The following is a 21,146-nucleotide window of genomic DNA, read 5'->3' as shown; positions in this document are numbered from 1 at the left end:
CCCTTCCCCCCTTGCGGATTACCCTAACCGAACAACAACAAGTTAACCTAGAATGGCTGACACAAAACTTGCCCAATCTACTCGCAGCGCCAAGCAAACCAGAAGTCCCCGACAACTTGAAACAGTGGGTAGCAGCCAACAAATTATTAAATAAAGCAGACGTAGAAATCATTCAAGCCTTAGTAAATACCGGCATAGATGCCGAAACAGCAACCGCAGAAGTTACCGAAATATCATCTCATCCGTACTTCCAAGCAGGCAGTCAGTACGTGCAGTTATTACAGAAACTGGAATCGCAACTGAGCATTAACAATCAATTAGCTGCACTCTCTTCAAAGTTTGGCATAATCGAACGCAAAAGCAGTCTTTCCAGAGAGTATTTTCTAGAAAATTACTACGCCAAAAATACTCCGGTAATTATTACCAATATCATGCACAACTGGAAAGCTTTGCAGTTGTGGACACCGGAATATTTGCAGCAAAAATATGGCGATGCAGCGGTGGAAATTCAAGCCAACCGCAACTCAGACCCCGATTACGAAATCAAAGTACACAACCACAAAAAAACTGTTTTGTTCCGCGAGTATATAGATATGGTCGTCAACGGTGGGCCTAGCAACGACTGCTACATGGTTGCTAACAACCAAACTCTGGAAAGAGAGGAATTTAAACCTCTATTCAACGACTTTGAAATTTTTCCTGAATACCTCAATCCCGACGATACAAAAGGCAGAGTTTTCTTTTGGTTCGGGCCCAAAGGTACAATTACACCGCTGCACCACGACCCAGTTAATTTAATTTTAGCGCAAGTGTCGGGCCGCAAATTAATTAAATTAATTTGTCCTCAACAAACACCTCTGCTTTACAATCACGTTGGAGTGTTCAGCAAGGTTGACGGCGAAAATCCCGACTATGACAAATATCCGCTTTACAGAGATGCGAAAATCATTGAAGTGATTTTGGAACCGGGAGAAGCTATCTTTATTCCTGTGGGTTGGTGGCATCACGTAAAGTCATTGGAGGTGAGTATTTCGGTTTCGTTTACTAATTTTGTATTTCCCAATTATTATGAGTGGAAATATCCTCATATCAATTGGTAGTTGCTAATTCTCTCGTTACTAGGCTCTGCCTGGTAACGCATATCCAGAGGCTCTGCCTCTGATTCTACTAATAGGAAAAGGAAGGCTCTGCTGCTGATTTTACGAGAAGAAGGAGGCAGAGCCTCCGGGTAGGCATTCCCAGGCCGAGCCTGGGAACGAGTAACGAGTAAAACATCTGCATTCATCCGCTTTATTTGCGGTTCAGAAAAAATAAATTCATGAAAAATCTTGAAGAATTAAGCGAAATTGCCCGATCGATCGCCTGGAGTGCATCAGATATCCTACAATCCTATTATCGCCAAGATTCTGAGACTCCCAACCTCGACATTCAAGAGAAAAAAGATGGCCCCGTTACCGCCGCAGATGTCGCCGTCAATGCGTGCATTCTCGACAAATTGCAGTCGGTTTTAGGGAATGCAGAATTTGGTTATCTTAGCGAAGAAACTTACAAAGCTTATTTAGAAAAAAACGGGCAAATTCCCTTAACTCAAGATTGGGTTTGGATTATTGACCCTTTGGATGGAACGCGAGATTTTATTGACAGAACAGGCGAATTTGCAGTCCACATTGGTTTAGCATATCATGGAAGACCTGTTTTGTCAGTGGTGGCTTGGCCCGAACAACAAAAGATTTATTACGCCATCAAAGATGCTGGTGCTTTTGCGGAAAAGCGAGATGGTTCTACGGTAAGGTTGCAGGTTTCTGGGAGCAATATTGTGGGAGATTTATCTATAGTAACCAGCCGCAGTCACCGGGACGATCGCTTTAATCAATTGTTACACAAATTGCCTTGTCAAAATCAACTAGCTGTCGGTAGCATCGGCTGCAAAATTGCGACAATTGTCGAACAAAAAGCTGATGTTTATATTGCGCTTTCGGGGAAGTCTGCACCGAAGGATTGGGATTTGGCGGCACCGGAATTAATTTTGACTGAAGCTGGCGGCCGATTTACTCGTTTTGACGGTTCTGCTTTGCAATATAACCGGGGAGATGTCAGTCAGTGGGGGGGATTGTTGGCGAGTAACGGTTGCTGTCACGCGGCTTTGTGCGGGGAAGCTGAGAGGATTTTGGCAGGGATTGATGGGAGTTTAATTTAATTGCGAATAATTTGCTATATTAATAATATCATAATGTGGCAAAATGTATGAGCGTTAAAGAACTTGAAACAGCAATTATGAACTTGTCGGTTAAGGAACTCTCGGAGCTAACGACTTGGCTGATAGAGTATCGCCAACAAGTCTGAGACCGGCAAATTGAAGAAGATTTGGAGGATGGGCGGTTGGATGCGCTACTTGATGAAGTCGATGCAGAGTATGAAGCGGGATTGGCTAAAGTGTTATGAACCATCTGACTTTACGGCGTTTTTAGCACTGCTATCGCCAGCTACCTCAAGAAATACAAGCCTTAGCCGATAAAAATTACGAATTATTCAAAGTCGATTCGTATCACCCCTCACTGTATTTTAAAAAAGTTGGCAGGCGAAAGCAATTGCAATCGGTGCGAGTAGGCGACAGTTACCGAGCTCTGGGAGTTGAGAAGCCTGAAGGTATTGTCTGGTTTTGGATAGGGACTCATGGCGATTACGATGCAATATTTGCTCAGAAATAAAGCACCCGATCTTGTGCATTTCATTTACGATCGCCCTTAAAGATTGTATCAAAAAACTTGTAGGGGCGGGTTTTACCAGAAATAATTGCCTAAGACCCATAATCTCATAAATCCGCCCCGATCGCACATATGTCTCAAAATACGATATTAATACCTAAGTATAATTACACTGGCAATTCATTGATTTTGTGTTGAATTATCAAATTCGTGCTGGCTGTTACGCAATATTACTTAATTAATTTTGTATCTTTATCAAAATTTTAATAACTAAGTGTTTTTACGCAGAAAAATTTATATATATTCTCTGAAAAACTGTTATGGTTGCTACAAGCTTCAAAAATAGTTTCGGATGCAAGTCGCGAAACCGGGAAAATTCTTGTCTTTTTTTACCCCCAATCAGGTGTATTATGCCCAATTTAAATAATCGAGTTTCAGGAAGTGCGATCGCCTTTATCGACACTAAAGTACCAAACTATCAAAGTTTGATTGCCGGAGTGAAACCGGGTACGGAAGTAGTGGTTTTGGATGGGAACCAAGATGCGATCGACCAAATTACTCAAGTTTTACGCGATCGAACCAATATAGACAGCATTCACATCGTTTCTCACGGTGCTCCCGGTAGCTTGCAACTGGGCGACGGTAGTTTGAGTTTAGATGATATTGAGGGCGATCGGCATTCTCTACAGAAGTGGTTTTCGCCACCAACTGAGTCGATCCCCAACAATCGATCTCACATTCTTTTGTACGGGTGCAACGTAGCAGCAGGCGAGACAGGTAAAGCATTTGTCAAACGCTTGAGTGAGTTAACTGGCGCTAGTGTTGCCGCCTCCAAAAACCTCACCGGAAGCGCGGCAAAAGGCGGCGACTGGGAACTAGAAATCAGAACAGGAGAAATCAAAACACCGTTAGTCTTTGAACCCGAAGTATTGGCAGGTTACGAGTACGTTTTGAATAGTTTTGGTGCGGCGACTAATTTTGGTGCGGGGAATCAACCGCAATTCGTCGGTGTCGGAGACTTCAACGGCGACAGCAAGCCTGACTTAGCCGTGGCGAATCGTGCCGGTAACAACGTTTCAATTTTGTTAGGGACAGGTACAGGAAGCTTTAGTGCTCCCACTAATTTTCCTGTGGGACAACTTGCCTTTGCTGTCACGGTAGCAGATTTTAATGGAGACACTAAGCTTGACCTAGCCGTTGCCAACTCGGGGACTAATAACCTCTCAATTTTGTTAGGAACAGGGACAGGCAGTTTTGGTGCAGCTACTAACTTTAACGTCGGGTCTAGTCCCTGGTCAGTTACGTCCGGCGACTTCAATGGAGATGACAAAATTGACCTAGCCACAGCCAACATTGACTCAAACAATGTCTCTATTCTATTAGGGACAGGTACTGGCAGCTTTGGCGCTGCCACTAACTTTATCGTCGGGACACAACCCCAGTCTGTATCTGTAGGCGACTTTAACAAAGACGGCAAACTTGACCTAACGACGGCAAACTTTAACTCAAACAATGTCTCGATTCTATTGGGAACAGGCACGGGCAGCTTTGGCGCGGCCACTAATATTAGTGTGGGGACAAACCCCTATTCTGTGGCTGTGGGAGATTTTAACGCGGATACCAACCCTGACATAGCCACGGCCAACGAAGGTTCTAATAATGTATCCATATTGTTGGGGAATGGCACAGGTGGCTTTGGGGCTACCACTAACTTTCTTGTGGGGACAGGGCCTCGTTCCGTTACCGTGGGTGACTTTAACGCAGACGGAAAAATTGACTTAGCTACGGCCAACGGTGTTGGCAACTCGGCCCCTATTGCTAATAATCTCTCGGTTCTTTCGGGGACAGGCACTGGTACTTTTAGCCCTGCCACCAACTATAGCTTGGGGTCAAATCCCTGGACTGTCACCGCGGCTGATCTGAATGCAGATGGGAATCTTGACCTAGCCACGTCAAACTATTGGACTAACAACGTTTCGGTTTTGCTCAATACTACACCTGTGGTGAATTTCGGTGCGGCAACCTACGCTGGTACTGAAGGCACTGGGGATACCGTTGTTAATATTCCCGTCACTATTAGTGGCACTCCCGACGCTGCTGTCACAGTACCAATTGTCATCAACCCCAGCAGCACAGCCACCCAAAATTCAGACTACACCTTTTCACCTACAACTGTTACATTCCCCGCAGGTGCAACAGGTGCCACACTCACCCAGAATGTGGCAGTTACTATCAAACCCGACAATCTCCCTGAAAACGCCGAAACCGCAATCCTCAACTTTGGCACAATCACCGGAGGAGTTGCAGGTACAACAAAACAAACAACATTAACTATTGCAGCTAACGGTACTGTTTCTTATGCAGTTGCTGCGGGTACTGCCAGCATTCCAGAAGGCGATAGCGGCACAACTCCTCTGACTTTCACCGCGACTCGCAGCGGCGAGACTGGCGCGGCAAGTAGCGTCAATTATGCAATAGGAGGAACTGCTACCAACGTCAGCGATTACAACAATATCGGCGGCACTTCAGGGGCAACTACTGCTACTGGCACAATTAATTTTGCGGCTGGTGAAACATCAAAAACCATTACTCTGAATGTGTTAGGTGACACCCTAGTTGAACCCGACGAAACCATTGCCGTCACCCTCTCAAATCCCGCCAGCCCAGGAGTAACACCGATAATTACTACGGCTACCGCTACCACAACGATTACTAATGATGACACTGCCGGCTTTACGGTAAATCCCACAGTATTATCAACCACAGAAACAGGTGGCACAGCAGAATTCACAGTCAAACTCAACGCTCAACCAACTGCTAACGTTACTATTGCTTTGAGCAGTGACAATGTTGCCGAAGGAACTGTTTCAACTAATAGCTTAACTTTCACTCCCGCTAACTGGAATCAACTGCAAACAGTAACGGTGAGTGGTGTTGACGATTTAGTAGCTGATGGCCCTCAACCTTACAAAATAGTCACGGCTGCTGCTGTCAGTACCGATGCTAATTTCAATAACCTCGATCCTGATGATGTCGCCGTCACCAACAACGACAATGAAACTCCGGGAATTACGGTGAATCCGACGGCGGGATTGACTACGGGCGAAGATGGCAGTAAGGCTAACTTTACTGTGGTTCTGAATACTCAGCCGACTGCTAATGTGACTATCGGTTTGAACAGTGACAATGTTGCTGAGGGAACAGTTTCGACTAATAGTTTAACATTCACTGCTGCTAACTGGAATGTGCCGCAACCGGTGACAGTAACTGGAGTTAATGACAATGTTGCTGACGGCGATATTGAGTACAAAATTGTGACGGCTGCTGCTGTTAGTACAGATGGGAATTACAGCAACCGACAGGTAGCGGATGTTGGTATTACCAATCAGGACAATGATACGGTTGGTGTTTCTGTTACTCCCACGCAGACAACTGCTACCGAAGGCGGTGCGAATGGCAGTTATGCGATCGAGTTAACGTCACAGCCGATCGCCCCTGTAACTCTCACTCTCACAACAGATAACCAGATAGGGGCGATCGCCCCTATCACTTTCACACCCAATAATTGGAATGTATCTCAACCCGTTACTGTGATAGCTGTTGACGATGCGGTTGTCGAAGGTTCACACAGCGGGAAAATTACTCACAGTCTTAGCAGCACTGATGCTAAGTATAATGTGCTGGTGGTTCCAGGGGTGACAGTGGCGATTACCGATAACGATGTAGCGCCACCGCCGCCAACTCCAACTCCCACACCTGCGCCGCCAACTCCAACTCCCACACCTGCGCCGGTACCCACACCCACACCTGCGCCCGTACCCACACCTACTGGTACCATCGGCACAGACAAGAATTGGTGCGGCGTAGAAGCTGGATTGGATAAACTTGAAAAAATTCTTGACGACCAATTACAAAAAGTTAACCTACCAATTGTGGGCCCCCTCAAGAATATTTCCCCAGATTTTATTAGCAACATCAAGACCAAGCTAGTCGATACAATTAAAAATGGGGCTAATCAAGGTCTAAGTCAGCTAGAAAATAGCCTCCGCACTGCCCTTGGGCCAGATTTCACAGTCGCTCTAACTGGGAATTCGACACCTGATGAAAACACGTTGCTAATTACCCTTGGCAAACAATATCAGTTTCCCGACATAAATCTCACCAAAAACCTAGGAGTGCCAGCACTAAGCTTAGATGTAGATGGAAAAGCCCAATCAAAATACAACTACAACTTGTCCCTAGGAGTTGGTGTTAGTAAAGATTTTGGCTGCTACATAGATACTGACAAAACCAAGTTAACCGCCAACATTGACTTGGGTCTAGATGACCAATTCAAGGCTAAAGGCAACTTAGGTTTTTTCCAAGTTGACCTGGCAAACGATACCAAAAACCCTACTAAAGTCGATGCCAACCTCGAAGTCAAGCTCAATGACTTAGACAATCTAGGTGGCCCGAATGATGGTCCTCGCCTCACCTTGCCAGAACTGCAAGGTAACTATCAATTCAAAGACTTATTCAATGCCAACTTAACGAGCAATGCTAATCTAGGTCTCACAGGAAACACCAGTGTCAACGGCAATGCTGCATTCCCCTCCTATAACTTCGACTTAGCGGTTAATTGGCCAATCCTAAATTACGCTAACGGTCAATTAACTGGGCCACAACAGCCCACAGTTGCATTTAACAATATGCAACTTGATTTGGGGACATTTGTCAATAATTTTGCCAAGCCAATTGTCGGTAAAATTTCCGATGTCATTAAACCATTTCGACCAGTTATCAACTTCCTTAATGCCGACACCAAGTTACTGTCTAAACTAGGTATAGAAAAGCCATTTGATAAAAATGGAGATGGCAAAGTCAGCGTACTAGAACTGGCCGCAAAAATCTCTGGTCGCGATATCGATACTCGCTTTTTAGATGCGGTTTCTAAGGTTGATAAAGTAGTCGAGCTGGCAACCCAAATAGCAAACTCTCCCGATAAAATCGACTTAGGTTCCTACACTCTGGGGAATATAGATGTTTCCAATAACAGTGCGAATCTTCAGAATGCTTCCCCAGTTCCACAAACTGCCCTACAGCAAACCGCTAACCAACAAATCAACTCCAAAACAAGTGGCAAGGTCAAGGACTTCTTAAATGCTTTACAAGATATTAATGGGTTTGATATCCCACTCTTGACCAAGCCACAAACCGCGATTCAATTGCTGATAGGTAAACCGGATGTTCCGGTGTTCACCTATCAAATGCCAAAACTGGGATTTGACTTTAATATTCGGAAAGATTTTCCGATTTGGGGGCCGATCAAGGGTTTACTTGAAGGCAAGTTTAGCGCTTCAGCTCATCTAGGATTTGGCTACGATACCTACGGATTAAGTGAATGGAAAAACTCTAATTTTGCTTCTGGTTCTGCTAGTAAAGTTTTGGATGGGTTTTATGTGAGCGATCGCGAAAATGCTGACGGCACAGGACGAGATGTTGACGAACTCACACTTGACGCTAGTATTGCCGTGGGTGCTGGGATAGATGTTGGCATTGCCGAGGGCTATGTCAAAGGTGGAATTCAAGGAAAAGTTGGCATTGATTTGATAGATATTGGAGAATTCCAACCGAAACAAGGTGGCGACGGCAAAATCCGAACATCGGAAATTACTTCCCGCATCAGCAAACCCTCGGCACTGTTTGATGTAACAGGACAAGTTAATGCTTTCTTGGGTGCTGAAGTAAAAGCACTGTTACCCGAAATTTGTTATAAAACAATCCCCGAAATAAGCATAAGATTGTTCGGAAAGAAAAGAGTCATCACGCCTGAATTTAGACTCCCTTATCCCTGCGGATTTGATTACAAAACAGTCTACGATAATAACTTTGCCACATTTGAGTTGGCTAGCTTTAGCTTGGGGCCGAGTTCTAGCACTAGGGGCAAAGCAATTAACGGTTACATGGCCGGGGCGACAGTGTTCTTCGATGCCAACTTTAATGGAATCCAAGATGAAAACGAACCGTTCTCAATTACTAACGCGGATGGCAGCTTTGACTTAGATGTCTCTCTTGACAAGTTTGACAAAAATAACAGTGGCGACCTCGAACCGGATGAAGGCAGAATTGTACTGATAGACGGCATCAATACCTCTACTTATTTGCCGCAGCAAACGCCCCTATTTGCCACACCTGATGCTACTGTCGTCACTCCGTTAACTACCCTATTGACCGAGTTGGTCGAGCAAGGTACTGACCAAAATCAGGCGCAAATTCAGGTTAAATCTTCACTGGGGCTGTCGTCAACAATTGACTTGACTAGCTACGATCCGCTACAGGCAATTTCTCAAAACGATCCGAATGGTTTGGCGGTTTATGCAGCACACGCTGAGGTGCAAAATACCATTGTTTTGATCACAGATTTAATTAGCGGTGCTGCAAATACTGCGAAAAATGAGATTGCCTCTAGCGTAATTTCCGCCGTTGCCAATCAAATTCAATCTGGCACTCTCGACTTAAGCAATTCCACACAAGTGCAGGCGATTATTCAGTCGGCGACAAGTCAACTGCAAGCACCGCAAATATCGAGTATTGCTTCGGATGCTGCCCAAATTATTGCTGAGGGAAATCAGCGAATAAAGGCGATCGCCTCCAGCAATTCCTCGCCCTCCGACGCCGCCACAGACATCGCCCGCATCCAAAAAGTCGCGCAGGGAGAAGTAGCCCAAGATTTACTGCAAGTTGCAGCCGGAAATAAGACAATTCAGTCGGCAATTTCCGAAAATACTGGCACATCTCTCAATACCCAAATTCAGTCGGCGACAGCTAATAACCCAACTGTTCGCAATACCTTAGATACTGATGATTCCAGCGCACCGTCTACACCGGATGAACCATTCCCAGAAAGCGGTATTGAATTCGTTAAAGATGGGGAAAATACTACCGAAAGCACTGATGGTGACGATACCCTCTTCGGTAGCGCTGCTGATGACATTTTGCGCGGCAAAAAGGGAAATGATTTGCTGTTTAGTATTGACGGCAACGATTGGATGAATGGCAATCAAGGCAACGATTTGACCGATGGCGGAATTGGGGACGATACTCTCTACGGCGGTAAGGGTTTTGACACCTTGACAGGTGGCGCTGGTAATGACTTCATGTCTGGCAATCGAGGCGAGGATATCCTGCTGGGTGAAAAAGGTGAAGATACTCTCTACGGCGGTCAAGGCAATGATATTCTGCTAGGAGGTCAGGGTAACGATTTCCTCAGTGGCGGTTTGGGGGATGATACTTTAGTAGGAGATGTAGGCAATGATAAGTTCTTACTCTCTACCAATTCCGGTACTGATACGATCGCAGATTTTGAAGTCGGTCAAGACTTGTTAGTATTGGGTAGCGGGCTGGATTTCTCGCAGTTGGCAATTAGTCAAGATAGCGGGGCAACTTTAATCCGGTTTGCCCAAACTGGGGAGATTTTAGCTTCTCTGGGCGGAGTTTCTCCTGGTAGTATTACCGCAGGGAGTTTCGGATTGATTTGAGATTGGGTAGGGGGAGAAATCCCCCAGTCATCCGGCGGTTGAAACCGCTGCTATACAAACGAAGCAATCCCTCAGTCACCCGGCGGTTGAAACCGCGGCTATACAAACGATGTCCGCCTCCGCGGACTAAGAAATTAGGCGGTTGCAATCGAAATAATCAATATCTGACGCACCCTACAATTTAATTTAACTCTTCAATCCGCGCAGGCGGATTTTGTCTGACAAGACGCGGTTTCAACCGCCGAATCATGTGTGTAGATGCAATCTAAATAATCAATATCTGACGCAACCTACAATTTAATTTAACTCTTCAATCCGCGGAGGCGGATTTTGTTTGACAAGACGCGGTTTCAACCGCCGAATCATCTTCAATCCGCGCAGGCGGATTTTATCTGACAAGACGCGGTTTCAACCGCCGATTAATCTTCAATCAGCAGCGCTGATATCGCATTCCCGGCAATTGCGAAACTAATCCCAACAATTCCAACTGCAAAAGTATACCAGAAACCGTTCCCCCTTCCAATTTCGACACTTCCACAATTGTGTCAAAAGAAATTGTACCGGAGTCGATCGCACTTAACACCACTGCCAACTCCGGCTCCAACGGCGGCGTGCGCTTCTCAACCGTCGGATTTGCCGGAAACAGCGACAACTGCTCCGCTCTGTCCAATTTTGGCATAGCTCCGAGCATTTCCAACAACCTGTCTTCGCTTAAGAGTCGATCGCTATTCGGGAGAATTGGATGAGCACCTTTACTCAGCAATTCCAAACAACCAAAAGACCGCTCATCATCCAATCTTGCCGTCAAAACATACACATCCCGGCAAAAATCATTCGCTTGATAAGCAGTAATTAACGCACCGGATTTGTGCGGAGCTTCTATCACAATTGTAGCGCGGCTCAAGCCAGCAATTATTCGATTTCGGCGCGGAAAATTAGTTCTATTCGGTTGAGTACCCGCCGGATATTCGCTAATTGCCAATCCCTGCTGCAACAGGCGATCGCACAACCGCTCATTTGGCTTGGGATAAACAACATCAACCCCAGTACCAAAAACAGCCAAAGTCCGGCCTCCCGCATCCAAACAGCTTGTATGAGCCTCGGTATCAATTCCCGCAGCAAATCCCGAAACCACAGTAAAACCGTTTGTAGCCAAAGCCGCACTAAATTTGCGAGTCCAGCGGCGGCCGTATTCCGAAGGACTGCGAGTGCCAACAATTGCCACCGTTGGCGTAATTCCGCAATTTTCCTTAAGGTCAACTAAACCGCGATAGTACAGCACCGGCGGCGGATTGGGAATCTCTAATAACAAGCTGGGATAATCTTTGTCTGCGGGTGTCCAGAAACAGGGATTTTTAATAAGATGTTTTTCGATAAATTCTTCGGGATTGAGTTTTGCTCGTTGTTGCAAAACCGTTTCTATTGTCTGTTTCCCAAACCCTTCGACTCGCATTAAATCTACGGGCTTAGCCGTCCAAGCTGCTGCCAAACTCGGGAAATTTTGCTGCAATCTTTGCAACAAAGTCGGCCCGATACCGCCGATCTGCGACCATGCTAACCAGTAAGCGCGTTCTTCTAGCAACTACTTGCCCTCAATTTATCTGAAAATGATTTTATCATTATGGGTTGGGATATAGATTTTTTTAACGAACCGCGAAGGCGCAAAGAACGCGAAGGGAAGAACAGAAAGAGTTAACAATAATGGCTAAGCTTTCCAATCTACGAAACGGGCGTAAATATAAGCTATGATTTCCCCAGTCACCGTCCGAAAACCTTCGCTCGATTTCCACCATTCCTGCGGGTTGTAATCTTGGGGTTCTGCAGCTATTATCCCGACTTTAATTTCAGGATGCAGCACTTCTTTAAAAATAATCCAACTTCTGCGGGCGTGAGTGCCAAAAGAATAGAGATTGATTGAGTCAACTTTGAGTGCAGATGCAGCCAGCCAATCTCGAAGTGCGATCGCCGAAGCAGCAGTGCGGTGTTTCACAACACTCGCGGAGGGCACGGCTACCAGTTTGTCCTTATCGAATCCTAGGGCTATACAAGTCGCTGCTGTCAGTTCGGCATAATTTTTATATTCAGCTAGATAGTAGCCTTTGCTTACTGGAGGGCCGGTGGTAATTAATTGGCGGTATTCGCCTTTTTTGAATTCGGCGATCGCACTTTCGATCGCATAATCCGGCAACCAGCCTTCGACAACCAATATATCTGCTTTCAGCGGCGAATTTACAGCTAGAAATGGATGGATATTTGTGATAATTAAGACCATTGCAATTATTAATCCCGTGACAGCAATTACCCAACCTTGCCTGGTAATTGCCCACATTTCTCGACGGCGGATTAGACGAATTCTCATTTTATAGCAGAACGAAGTTCGGCAACGAGCAATCTACGGGATGTAGCGGATGAAAGGAAGAGGGATCGGTACAAGTGCCTGATGCCCAATCTCCGATTCCCCATTCCCAAGTTATTTTTGTTTCAAATACTCAAAAACGCTTTTATCCCCAATATCCTGCGGCATCGGTTGAAAAAATTTCCGCACGGCAAAAATGATGAACAAGATTGCCCAAATTCCCAGCAATAACTGTTCGTTTTCCGGTGACAAAAAACCGAAAATATGTCCTAAGATTAACAGCGGAACTCCCGGAGTTAAAAATTTGGTTTCTAGGCGGTTGAAGCAGAAAGCTTCTTTAAAATAAATGCCGTTTAAGGCGGCAAAAGTAAAGCCAATTCCCCACAAAGTCGCAGGATGTTCGTAAACGGTTAAAGCTAAGGGCTCGCTGCTTTGTAGGGCGACAAATATTGCTGCTGCGCCGCCGATCGCCCAAAACGCCTGTAACGTGCGGTGCAGCGCTATCATGTAAATGTGAATAGTTGCCAAGCTAACGCCTAAAGCTATCCAAAAACACGCAAAAACAGGCGTTACAGCTTTAATTGCAGTTGGGTTGCCGCCACTTTGCAACACCAGAGTAGCGCCCACCGCCAAACACAGCGCGGCCACTCCCAATCCGGCGCGGTAGATCAGCACTCCGGTGCGATCGCTTTGAGTTATCGCAAACTCGCCAAATTGCCCTTGATAGACTTCCGATTCATCGGGCGATTTCAGTAATTGCATCACAGCTTCCTCCTATCTATCAGACACGAATGTACTTCTGCCAAGATATACTTTATTGATAAACCAGTACACCGGAACCGAGCGATGCCTAAATTTAACAAGCCTCAACTTAACAAATCTAAAGTTAACAAATCTAAAGTTAACAAATCTAAATTTGACGATCGCCCAAATTCCACAAAATCCCTTCCTTCAGAATCCGAACTTCCTCCAATTAAGCTTGATGAAACCATTGTAGCAGGCAGAAGATCGAAACCGCTAAACGACTTGCAGCGCTTGCTTGCCGACTTACCAGAATTAGGAGGCACATTCAAGCCAGAAATCTTCGCCGATCTGGATGAAAATAACCCATTTAATGGCAGTCATTTTGAACGTAAGATTAGAACAATCCTGGGAAACAAAAAAATAAATGCCGACCTTAAAAATACAATTAAATATTTAGACTACCTCAAGCGAAATCTTCAAGTTCCTTGCCATGTTACTGGCATAGAAGAGTTTGAATGGGAAGAAGAGTATCTTATGGGTTTTGGCACTAAAAAAGAATATGCAAGGCTCAAAAAAACTCTACCTTCTTATACTGATAAATTTACAATTCATCGGTTGGAAGATTTTTCTATTCACGAAGGCGGCATATTTGTGGAAGTTCAGCGCGTCGGCGATCGCAAAAAGTTCATGTTGCGTTTAGCAGAGTTAGAATCAGTTGATGATCTCCCGCCAAACAATCATATATTACATGATTATTCCGTCTGGTGGATTAATTATTAAGCAAGAGGGAGATTGGGAGAGGGGGAGAGGGGAAAAAATCTTCCTTCTTTCCTCTTCCCTCTGAAAACAGTCAACTGTCAACTCTTCCCTCTTCCCTCTTCCCTCTGAAAACTGTCAAATGTCAACTCTTCCTTCTTCCTTCTTAATTAAATTGAAGCAGCAAAGTGCGATCGCTCCACTTTTGCCAAAGCTTCAACCAAACTGCGAACCGCCGCAATCATCGCCACTTCGCTGTTAAGTTGGCTGACAGCAGAACCGACACCAATACCCGCAGCACCCGCGCCAACAGCCAGCGGTGCGGTGACGCTAGAGATGCCCGAAGCGCAGAGAACGGGAACTTGTACGGCGCGGGAAATTTCAAAGGCGGCGGCCAAAGTAGGCGCTGCTTTTTCAATTAATCCCAAGGTGCCGGCGTGAATTGGTTGGGCGCTGGTGCCGCCTTCTGTTTGAATGATATTAGCGCCAGCTTTGACTAATTCTATTGCTAACTCCACTTGTTTGTCGAGTGCCAAAATGTGGGGAACTGTTACAGAAAGAGTGATGTTCTCAAATAGCGATCGAGTTTCGCGAGTCAACTCCAAAACTTCCGAAGCTTCAAAGCGGCGGCCTAGTGCGTAGAAAGCATCAAAGTTGCCAATTTCAATCAAATCAGCGCCAGCTTCTACCGCAGCTACAAACTTGGAAGGTTCCACAGCCGAAACACAAATTGGCAAATCTGTCAACTGTTTTGCCATCAATACCAAATCTCGATCGGCAGCAATATCGACAAATGTTGCACCGCCGAGATCCGCTGCTTTAACAACAGCCGCCACATTGGCAGCATCAAAATTATTTAAACCGCTGATAATTTTGAGGGCGCGACCTTGCTCAAATGCGCGCTGCAATTTAGAATTTACACTCATCGTCAGTTTTCCAACTCAAAAAATTTCTTAGGCTTATTTTGACACGAATTAGAACAAATTGAGAATTGGGAATTGGGAATTGGGAATTGGGAATCGGGCATTGGGCATTGGCAATTATATCGTGTCCGATCGATTGACCGCAATCAGGTTGGTTCGCGCGTGCGGACTGAAGTCCGCAGATTGCTTTGTAGTGCGGCCTTCAGTCCGCTACAGGTGGCCGATTCACCACAATCAGATTGGTTCGCGCGTGCGGACTGAAGTCCGCCACCCTATAGCGGCCTTCAGTCCGCGCGTGCGGACTGTCATTGTTATGATAATCGACCGGACATGATATTAGGGATTGGCCCGCTCCGGGAATTGGGAATTGGGAATTGGGAATTGGCCAAGCGAAGCCCAAAAGTTTAAATTTCCTGGCTGGTAGCTAACCCTCTCTCTTAGCAATGAGAATTAAATAACTTAAAATTTTTATTTTTCTTGTGGGATGGACTCTCTCGCCCATCCCACAAATATGTGTAAATTATTTAATTCACGATCCTTAATTACCGATTACCGATCGTGCGTACCTGATGTTTGTTACACAGAACCGCTAGATCACTGTATTTTCCTTGTCCGAGACTGATCAGCAAATTTCAAAGGTGATACCCGCCACGCGATCGATCCGTGGAATCAATTGAAAGCATCCCAAATCTAAAATCCTCAAGCCCCCGAATTTATCTGTGAGGTCAATCTAAAATCTAAAATCTAAAATCTAAAATCTAAAATCTAATGACTGAATTTATGTCCGAGTCAGATCCCGAAAAAACCGCGATTCCGGCAGAAAATTGTGCGTAAGACGGCAGCAATAGCAGAGGCAATCAAGGCTATAAACTAGCCTGACAAATTAAAAATAGTTCCCAAGACAGATAACAGATTATGTCTGTCGGTAGATAATAGTAATGTATAGCGTTTCTTACTAACGCGAGCTGCTCTGCTTCGATCGGGCAAACCGGGCATAGGGCTCGCGGGGCATGGGACACTCGACGAGTGCGTACTTCACAATGCTTGAGAACCGCCATAGCAGATAATTTAAGTAAGGGCGCGCTGATAATATCCGATCGCACGGGACTAAAAGACATAAACACGAGTAATTGATGGAACCTTGGCAAAACCCAGAAACTAATTTAACCGAGATTTCGATCGCAAAGCTTCTGTCGCGTCGCCGCCCTCGACTGCCAGACCTGCAAGCAGAAAACCGGGCGCTGCAAACCTTTGCCCGACAACTAGCAACCTCGCCCCAGACGCTGCTGGCAACACTCGTTGCCGCCGCTCTAGATTTATGCGGGGCAGGCAGCGCCGGAGTCTGCTTGCTAGCAGAAAATGCCACATCAGAACAAAATTATTATTGGCAAGCCTTGGCTGGCGCGTGGGAAGCCGCAGGACACGCAAACAAACCCCCGACACTGCGTTTGGCCAGAACAAATCTAGACTTCCAAACACCCCAGCTTTACTTGCATCCAGAACAATACTTTACCGACTTGCAGCAGCTAGAATTGCCGATCGCCGAAGCATTAGTCCTGCCGCTGCTACTAGAAAATCAACCGCTGGGAGCAATCTGGATTGTCTCTCACGATTCGAGCCAGTTCGATGCTGAAGACTTGCGGATCGGGCTGGGCCTAGTAGACTTTGCCGTTGCTGCCTTACAAATCGATCGCGCCCATCAAACCAAAGAAGCTTTGTTCGATCGCGAAGAACGCTGGCAGCTTGCGTTGCACGGCAACAACGACGGCATTTGGGATCACAATTTACAAACAAACGGCCATGTAGTGAGCGATCGGTGTTTAGAGATTTTGGAACGCCCGCATGAAGAATTAAAAGACTTCAACCAATATTTGAACTACGTACATCCCGATGATGTCGAGATAATGCAAAGCAAGTGGCAGCAGCACTTGCAGCGAGAAACTCCCCATTACTGCTGCGAGTACCGCATCCTCTGTCCCGACGGGCGCTACAAATGGATTTTAGCCAGAGGGAGAGCAATTTGGGACGAATCCGGCAATCCCGTGCGCGCCGTCGGTTCCCTGACAGATATCAGCGATCGCAAACAAACAGAAACAGCCTTCCAACAAAGCGAAGAACGTTTGAGCGTCGCCCTCGAAGGCTCGGGCATGGCAACCTGGGACTTAGACGTGCGGACAAATCGAGTAATTTGGTCGGAAAACCATTTCAAAATTTTCGGCTGCGAACCCGCACCGGACGGCGAAGCAACGATCGCACTCTGGAAAAACTGCGTGCATCCAGACGACTTAAAACCAGTCATGCAAGCAGTCAAAACAGCTCGGAAAACGCGATCGCTCTACTCCACCGAATACCGCATCATCCGAGCAGACAGCGGAGAAATCCGCTGGTTGAGCGTGTCAGGGCGCTATTTCTACGACGCAGCAGGCGCAGCAGTGCGGTTTGTCGGAGTAGTATTTGATACTACAGATCGCAAAAAAGCCGAACTCGCCCTACTAGAAAGCCACAACCGCTTCCAACTAGCGACAAGGGCGATCGACGGCATGGTATTTGAGTGGGATCTGGCATCCAACAGCGTTTACCGTTCCGAGGGGCTGTACTCCCTCATCGGTGTCCGGCCGGAGGACGCACAGCCGACCCTAGAGTGGTGGAAAGAACGCATCCATCCCCTCGATTTGGCGCGCATCCAAGCCGAGACAGAAGCAATCTTGACTCTCGATCGCTACGAAAGCGAGTACCGAGTCAGGCACGAAGACGGGCGCTGGATCAATGTTTGGCAGCGCGGCATCACGATCCGCAACCAGCAAGGCGAAGCGACGAAAGTTGTCGGCTTCACAACCGACATTACCAAGCGCAAACAAGCAGAAGCAGCACTGCGCGATCGCGAAACCCGCCTCCAGTTGATACTCGACAGCGCCAAAGACTACGCCATCTTCACCCTCGACACCGGCGGATACCTTACCAGTTGGAACGCAGGCGCAGAGAGATTGCTGGGCTATACCGAAGCCGAAATCGTCGGCCGGCACGGACGAATCATCTTCACCCCAGAAGACTCTGCTGCCAAAAAGCCGGAACTAGAAATGCACCTAGCGCTGACAGAGGGAAAAGCAGAAAACGAGCGCTGGCACCTGTGCAAAGACGGCAGCCGCTTTTGGGGCAGCGGGCTGGTGATGCCCCTGCGCGACGCAGCAGGCGAGGTGCAAGGTTTACTGAAAATCATGCAGGACAAAACTGAGCGCCGGCAAATAGAAGCAGCCCTGCGACAAAGCGAAAATCGCTACCGCACCCTCGCCGATGCCGTCCCCCAATTAATGTGGATCAATACCGCCGACGGCAGGTTAGAGTTTTGCAACCAGCACTGGCAAAACTACACGGGCATCAGGCCAGCAGAATTGCCGCTGGCAAAGCCGGTGCTGGAATTATTTCATCCCGAGGATCGGCCAACAGTTGTCGCCACGCGCACTCTGGCGATTCAAGCAGGGGAATCCTACGAACTCGAATGTCGGGTTCGCAGGTTTGACGGCACCTACCGCTGGCATCTAGCGCGAGTTGTCCCCCTCAAAGACAGCGGGGGACAGGTGGTGCAATGGGTCGGGATCGGCATTGATATTGACGATCGCTTCCGAGCCGAAGAAAGCTTAGCAGAAAGCGACCGCCGCTTCCGCTTCCTGGCCGAGTCGCTGCCCCACCTGATTTGGAATGTAGACTCCGCCGGAGAACTTCGGTTTGCCAATCAAAAATGGTCGGAATATCTGGGAATGTCTTACGCGCAAGCCGCTCAAAACAATTGGGAGTCATTGATCCCGCCGTCGGATTTGCTAGAATCGGATGCCCGCTGGCAAGAATGTCAAATCACCGGAGAAGTTTATCAAGCTGAGTTCCGCCTGCGCCGGGCCTCGGACAAAATGGAACGCTGGCATTTGTGCCGCGGCCTCCCAATTCGCGACGGCGCAGGCAAGATTGTCGAGTGGATCGGCACGAATACCGACATTCACGATCGCAAGCAAGCCCAACTCAACGAGCAGTTTCTCTCCGATCTCGAACTTCGCTTGCGGCAGCGCTCCAACCCCTCAGAAATGTTGTGGGAAGCTATGAGCAGTCTGGGAGAATATTTACAGGTCGATCGCTGCATATGGGACCAAATCGATGCAGCAGCCGGACTGGCAATTGTCGATCGAGACTGGCACCGGCCCGGCCTGGCCAGCGTCGCCGGCACCTATCAACTTTCAGACTTTAAGACCGCAGAAATGACAGATATCTGTCGGGCCGGTCAAACACTTGTCATCTCAGATATCGCTAATTGCCCGCATACAGCACCTTTTGTCGAGAAATACTCGGGGCTCGGCATTGGCGCTTTGGTCGAGGTTCCCTGCCTTCAAGGAGGGCGATGGATGGCTGTTTTGGTGGTGACATCACAGGCAGTGCGACAATGGCGGCCAGATGAAGTTTCTCTGATGGAAGAAATGGTGGCTCGCCTCTGGACGGCGATCGGGCACGCGCGAGCCGTGCAGGACCTGCACGAGAGCGAGAACCGGTTCCGCGCCTTAGCTGATAACATCGCTCAGTTGGCTTGGATGACAGATGCCAGCGGCTGGATTTTTTGGTACAACCAGCGCTGGTTTGACTATACCGGCACTACAAGAGAGCAAATGCAAGGTTGGGAGTGGCAGCAGGTGCAGCACCCGGAACACCTCGATCGGGTTGTCGCAAAATTTAGGCGCAGCATTGAAACAGGCGAACTCTGGGAAGACACTTTCCCCCTGCGCGGCGCAGACGGATCGTACCGCTGGTTTCTCTCCCGCGCCGTGCCGATTCGCGACGAACAAGGCAAGGTGCTGCGCTGGTGCGGCACCAACACCGACATTACCGATCGCCTCAATGCAGAAGCGGAACGGGAACGCCTGCTAGCCGGGGAAAAGGCCGCCAGGGAAGAAGCAGAACAGGCTAACCGCCTCAAAGACGAATTTTTGGCTGTTTTGTCCCACGAATTGCGGACTCCCTTAAACCCGATTGTGGGCTGGGCTAAGCTGCTGCAATCGAACACTTTGACGCCCCAAAAGCAGCGTTACGCCCTAGAGACGATCGAGCGCAATGCCAAACTGCAAACTCAACTGATCGAAGATTTGCTCGACGTGTCGGGGATTCTCCAAGGCAAAGTCAGCTTGAATATTGTACCTGTGGATTTAGCTGCGGCGATCGGCGCTGCTGTGGAAACGGTGGGCTTGTCAGCCCAAGTCAAGTCGATTCGCATCAACACTCAATTTGCACCGAATCTCGGTCCGGTGTTGGGCGATGCGCGCCGACTTCAGCAAGTCGTGTGGAATTTGCTGTCAAATGCCGTCAAGTTCACCCCCGCCGGAGGCAAAATCGACATTGTTCTCGATCGGGTTGACACCGACGCTCAAATTACTGTAAGCGATACCGGAAAAGGCATTTATGCTGATTTCCTCCCCTACGTGTTCGAATATTTCCGGCAAGCTGACAGCACGTACACGCGCAAGTTTGGCGGATTGGGTTTAGGATTGGCGATCGTCCGCTATCTCGTCGAACTCCACGGCGGCACAGTCAAATCCGACAGCGCAGGCGAAGGAAAAGGCGCGACATTTACCGTCACGATACCCCTGATGCCCGTGCAACCTCAGACAATTCCTGCAGCAAGTGCGCCGCCGGAGTCATCCTTCGATTTGATCGGTATCAAGGTGTTAGCAGTGGATGATGATGCTGATGCACGAGATTTGGTGGTTTTTCTGCTGGAGGATTGCGGCGCAACCGTGACGGCAGTTTCTAATGCCGCCGATGCCTTGGCGGTTTTAACTCAGTCAGCGCCAGACGTGCTGTTGAGCGATATTGGAATGCCCGACACTGACGGTTATACGTTGCTGCAGCAGGTTCGGACTCTGCCTGCTGAGCAAGGGGGACTGGTGCCGGCGATCGCCCTCACCGCTTATGCTGGAGAAATTGACTATCGGCAAGCGCTGGCTGCGGGTTTTCAGCGGCATCTTTCTAAGCCTTTGGATGCTGACAAGTTAATGCAGGCGATTTTGGATTTGCTCGATCGTTCTGGTTAATTTTTTTAAGGTTTTTAGTCTTTATTTAACGAACCGCGAAGACGCAAAGGGCGCGAAGCAAGAAGGGAAGAAGAAAGGCA

At 47.6% G+C, this 21,146-nt stretch carries 9 protein-coding genes; 5 read left to right on the top strand and 4 right to left on the bottom strand.

Annotated features, from left to right (window positions below; all coding sequences use genetic code 11):
- The 3 genes from IQ270_RS11030 to IQ270_RS11015 form a co-directional block, all read left to right on the top strand.
- Positions 1-1,100 (top strand): cupin-like domain-containing protein (locus IQ270_RS11030; protein WP_228056254.1); only part of this gene is annotated, 1,100 nt, incomplete at its 5' end.
- A 218-nt stretch (positions 1,101-1,318) separates the two neighbouring features.
- Entirely contained in the window at positions 1,319-2,197 is an 879-nt protein-coding gene (locus IQ270_RS11025; RefSeq protein ID WP_193973265.1) for a 3'(2'),5'-bisphosphate nucleotidase CysQ, read from the top strand.
- Between the two features lie 918 nt (positions 2,198-3,115).
- Positions 3,116-10,222 (top strand): DUF4347 domain-containing protein, encoded by a 7,107-nt coding sequence (locus IQ270_RS11015; RefSeq protein WP_193973264.1) that lies wholly within the window; start codon positions 3,116-3,118, stop codon positions 10,220-10,222.
- 430 nt (positions 10,223-10,652) lie between these two features.
- On the opposite strand, the gene dprA is transcribed toward IQ270_RS11015, so the two are convergent.
- From dprA to IQ270_RS11000, 3 genes are all read right to left on the bottom strand, one after another.
- Entirely contained in the window at positions 10,653-11,804 is a 1,152-nt protein-coding gene (gene dprA, locus IQ270_RS11010) for a DNA-processing protein DprA (RefSeq protein ID WP_193973263.1), read from the bottom strand.
- A gap of 123 nt (positions 11,805-11,927) precedes the next feature.
- On the bottom strand, positions 11,928-12,581 hold the full coding sequence (locus tag IQ270_RS11005; protein WP_193973262.1) for a YdcF family protein: 654 nt from the start codon (positions 12,579-12,581) through the stop codon (positions 11,928-11,930).
- Positions 12,582-12,692: 111 nt separating this feature from the next.
- Positions 12,693-13,340, bottom strand: coding sequence for a DUF2301 domain-containing membrane protein (locus IQ270_RS11000; RefSeq protein ID WP_193973261.1), 648 nt, complete (start codon positions 13,338-13,340; stop codon positions 12,693-12,695).
- Between the two features lie 84 nt (positions 13,341-13,424).
- Here IQ270_RS11000 and IQ270_RS10995 point away from each other — a divergent pair, with 84 nt between their 5' ends.
- Positions 13,425-14,102 (top strand): hypothetical protein, encoded by a 678-nt coding sequence (locus IQ270_RS10995; RefSeq protein WP_193973260.1) that lies wholly within the window; start codon positions 13,425-13,427, stop codon positions 14,100-14,102.
- Between the two features lie 146 nt (positions 14,103-14,248).
- On the opposite strand, the gene IQ270_RS10990 is transcribed toward IQ270_RS10995, so the two are convergent.
- The gene (locus IQ270_RS10990) at positions 14,249-15,004 is read right to left on the bottom strand and encodes a DUF561 domain-containing protein (protein WP_193973259.1); all 756 of its coding nucleotides are present in this window, start codon (positions 15,002-15,004) and stop codon (positions 14,249-14,251) included.
- Positions 15,005-16,134: 1,130 nt separating this feature from the next.
- Between IQ270_RS10990 and IQ270_RS10985 the strand changes: the two genes are divergently transcribed.
- On the top strand, positions 16,135-21,066 hold the full coding sequence (locus IQ270_RS10985) for a PAS domain-containing protein (RefSeq protein ID WP_193973258.1): 4,932 nt from the start codon (positions 16,135-16,137) through the stop codon (positions 21,064-21,066).
- The last annotated feature ends 80 nt before the right edge of the window (positions 21,067-21,146 follow it).

The sequence above is a fragment of the Microcoleus sp. LEGE 07076 genome (genome assembly GCF_015207455.1).
GTDB lineage: Bacteria > Cyanobacteriota > Cyanobacteriia > Cyanobacteriales > Microcoleaceae > Microcoleus.
Note: the sequence above shows the minus strand (reverse complement) of the source record. Positions and strands in the feature narration are given on the sequence as shown.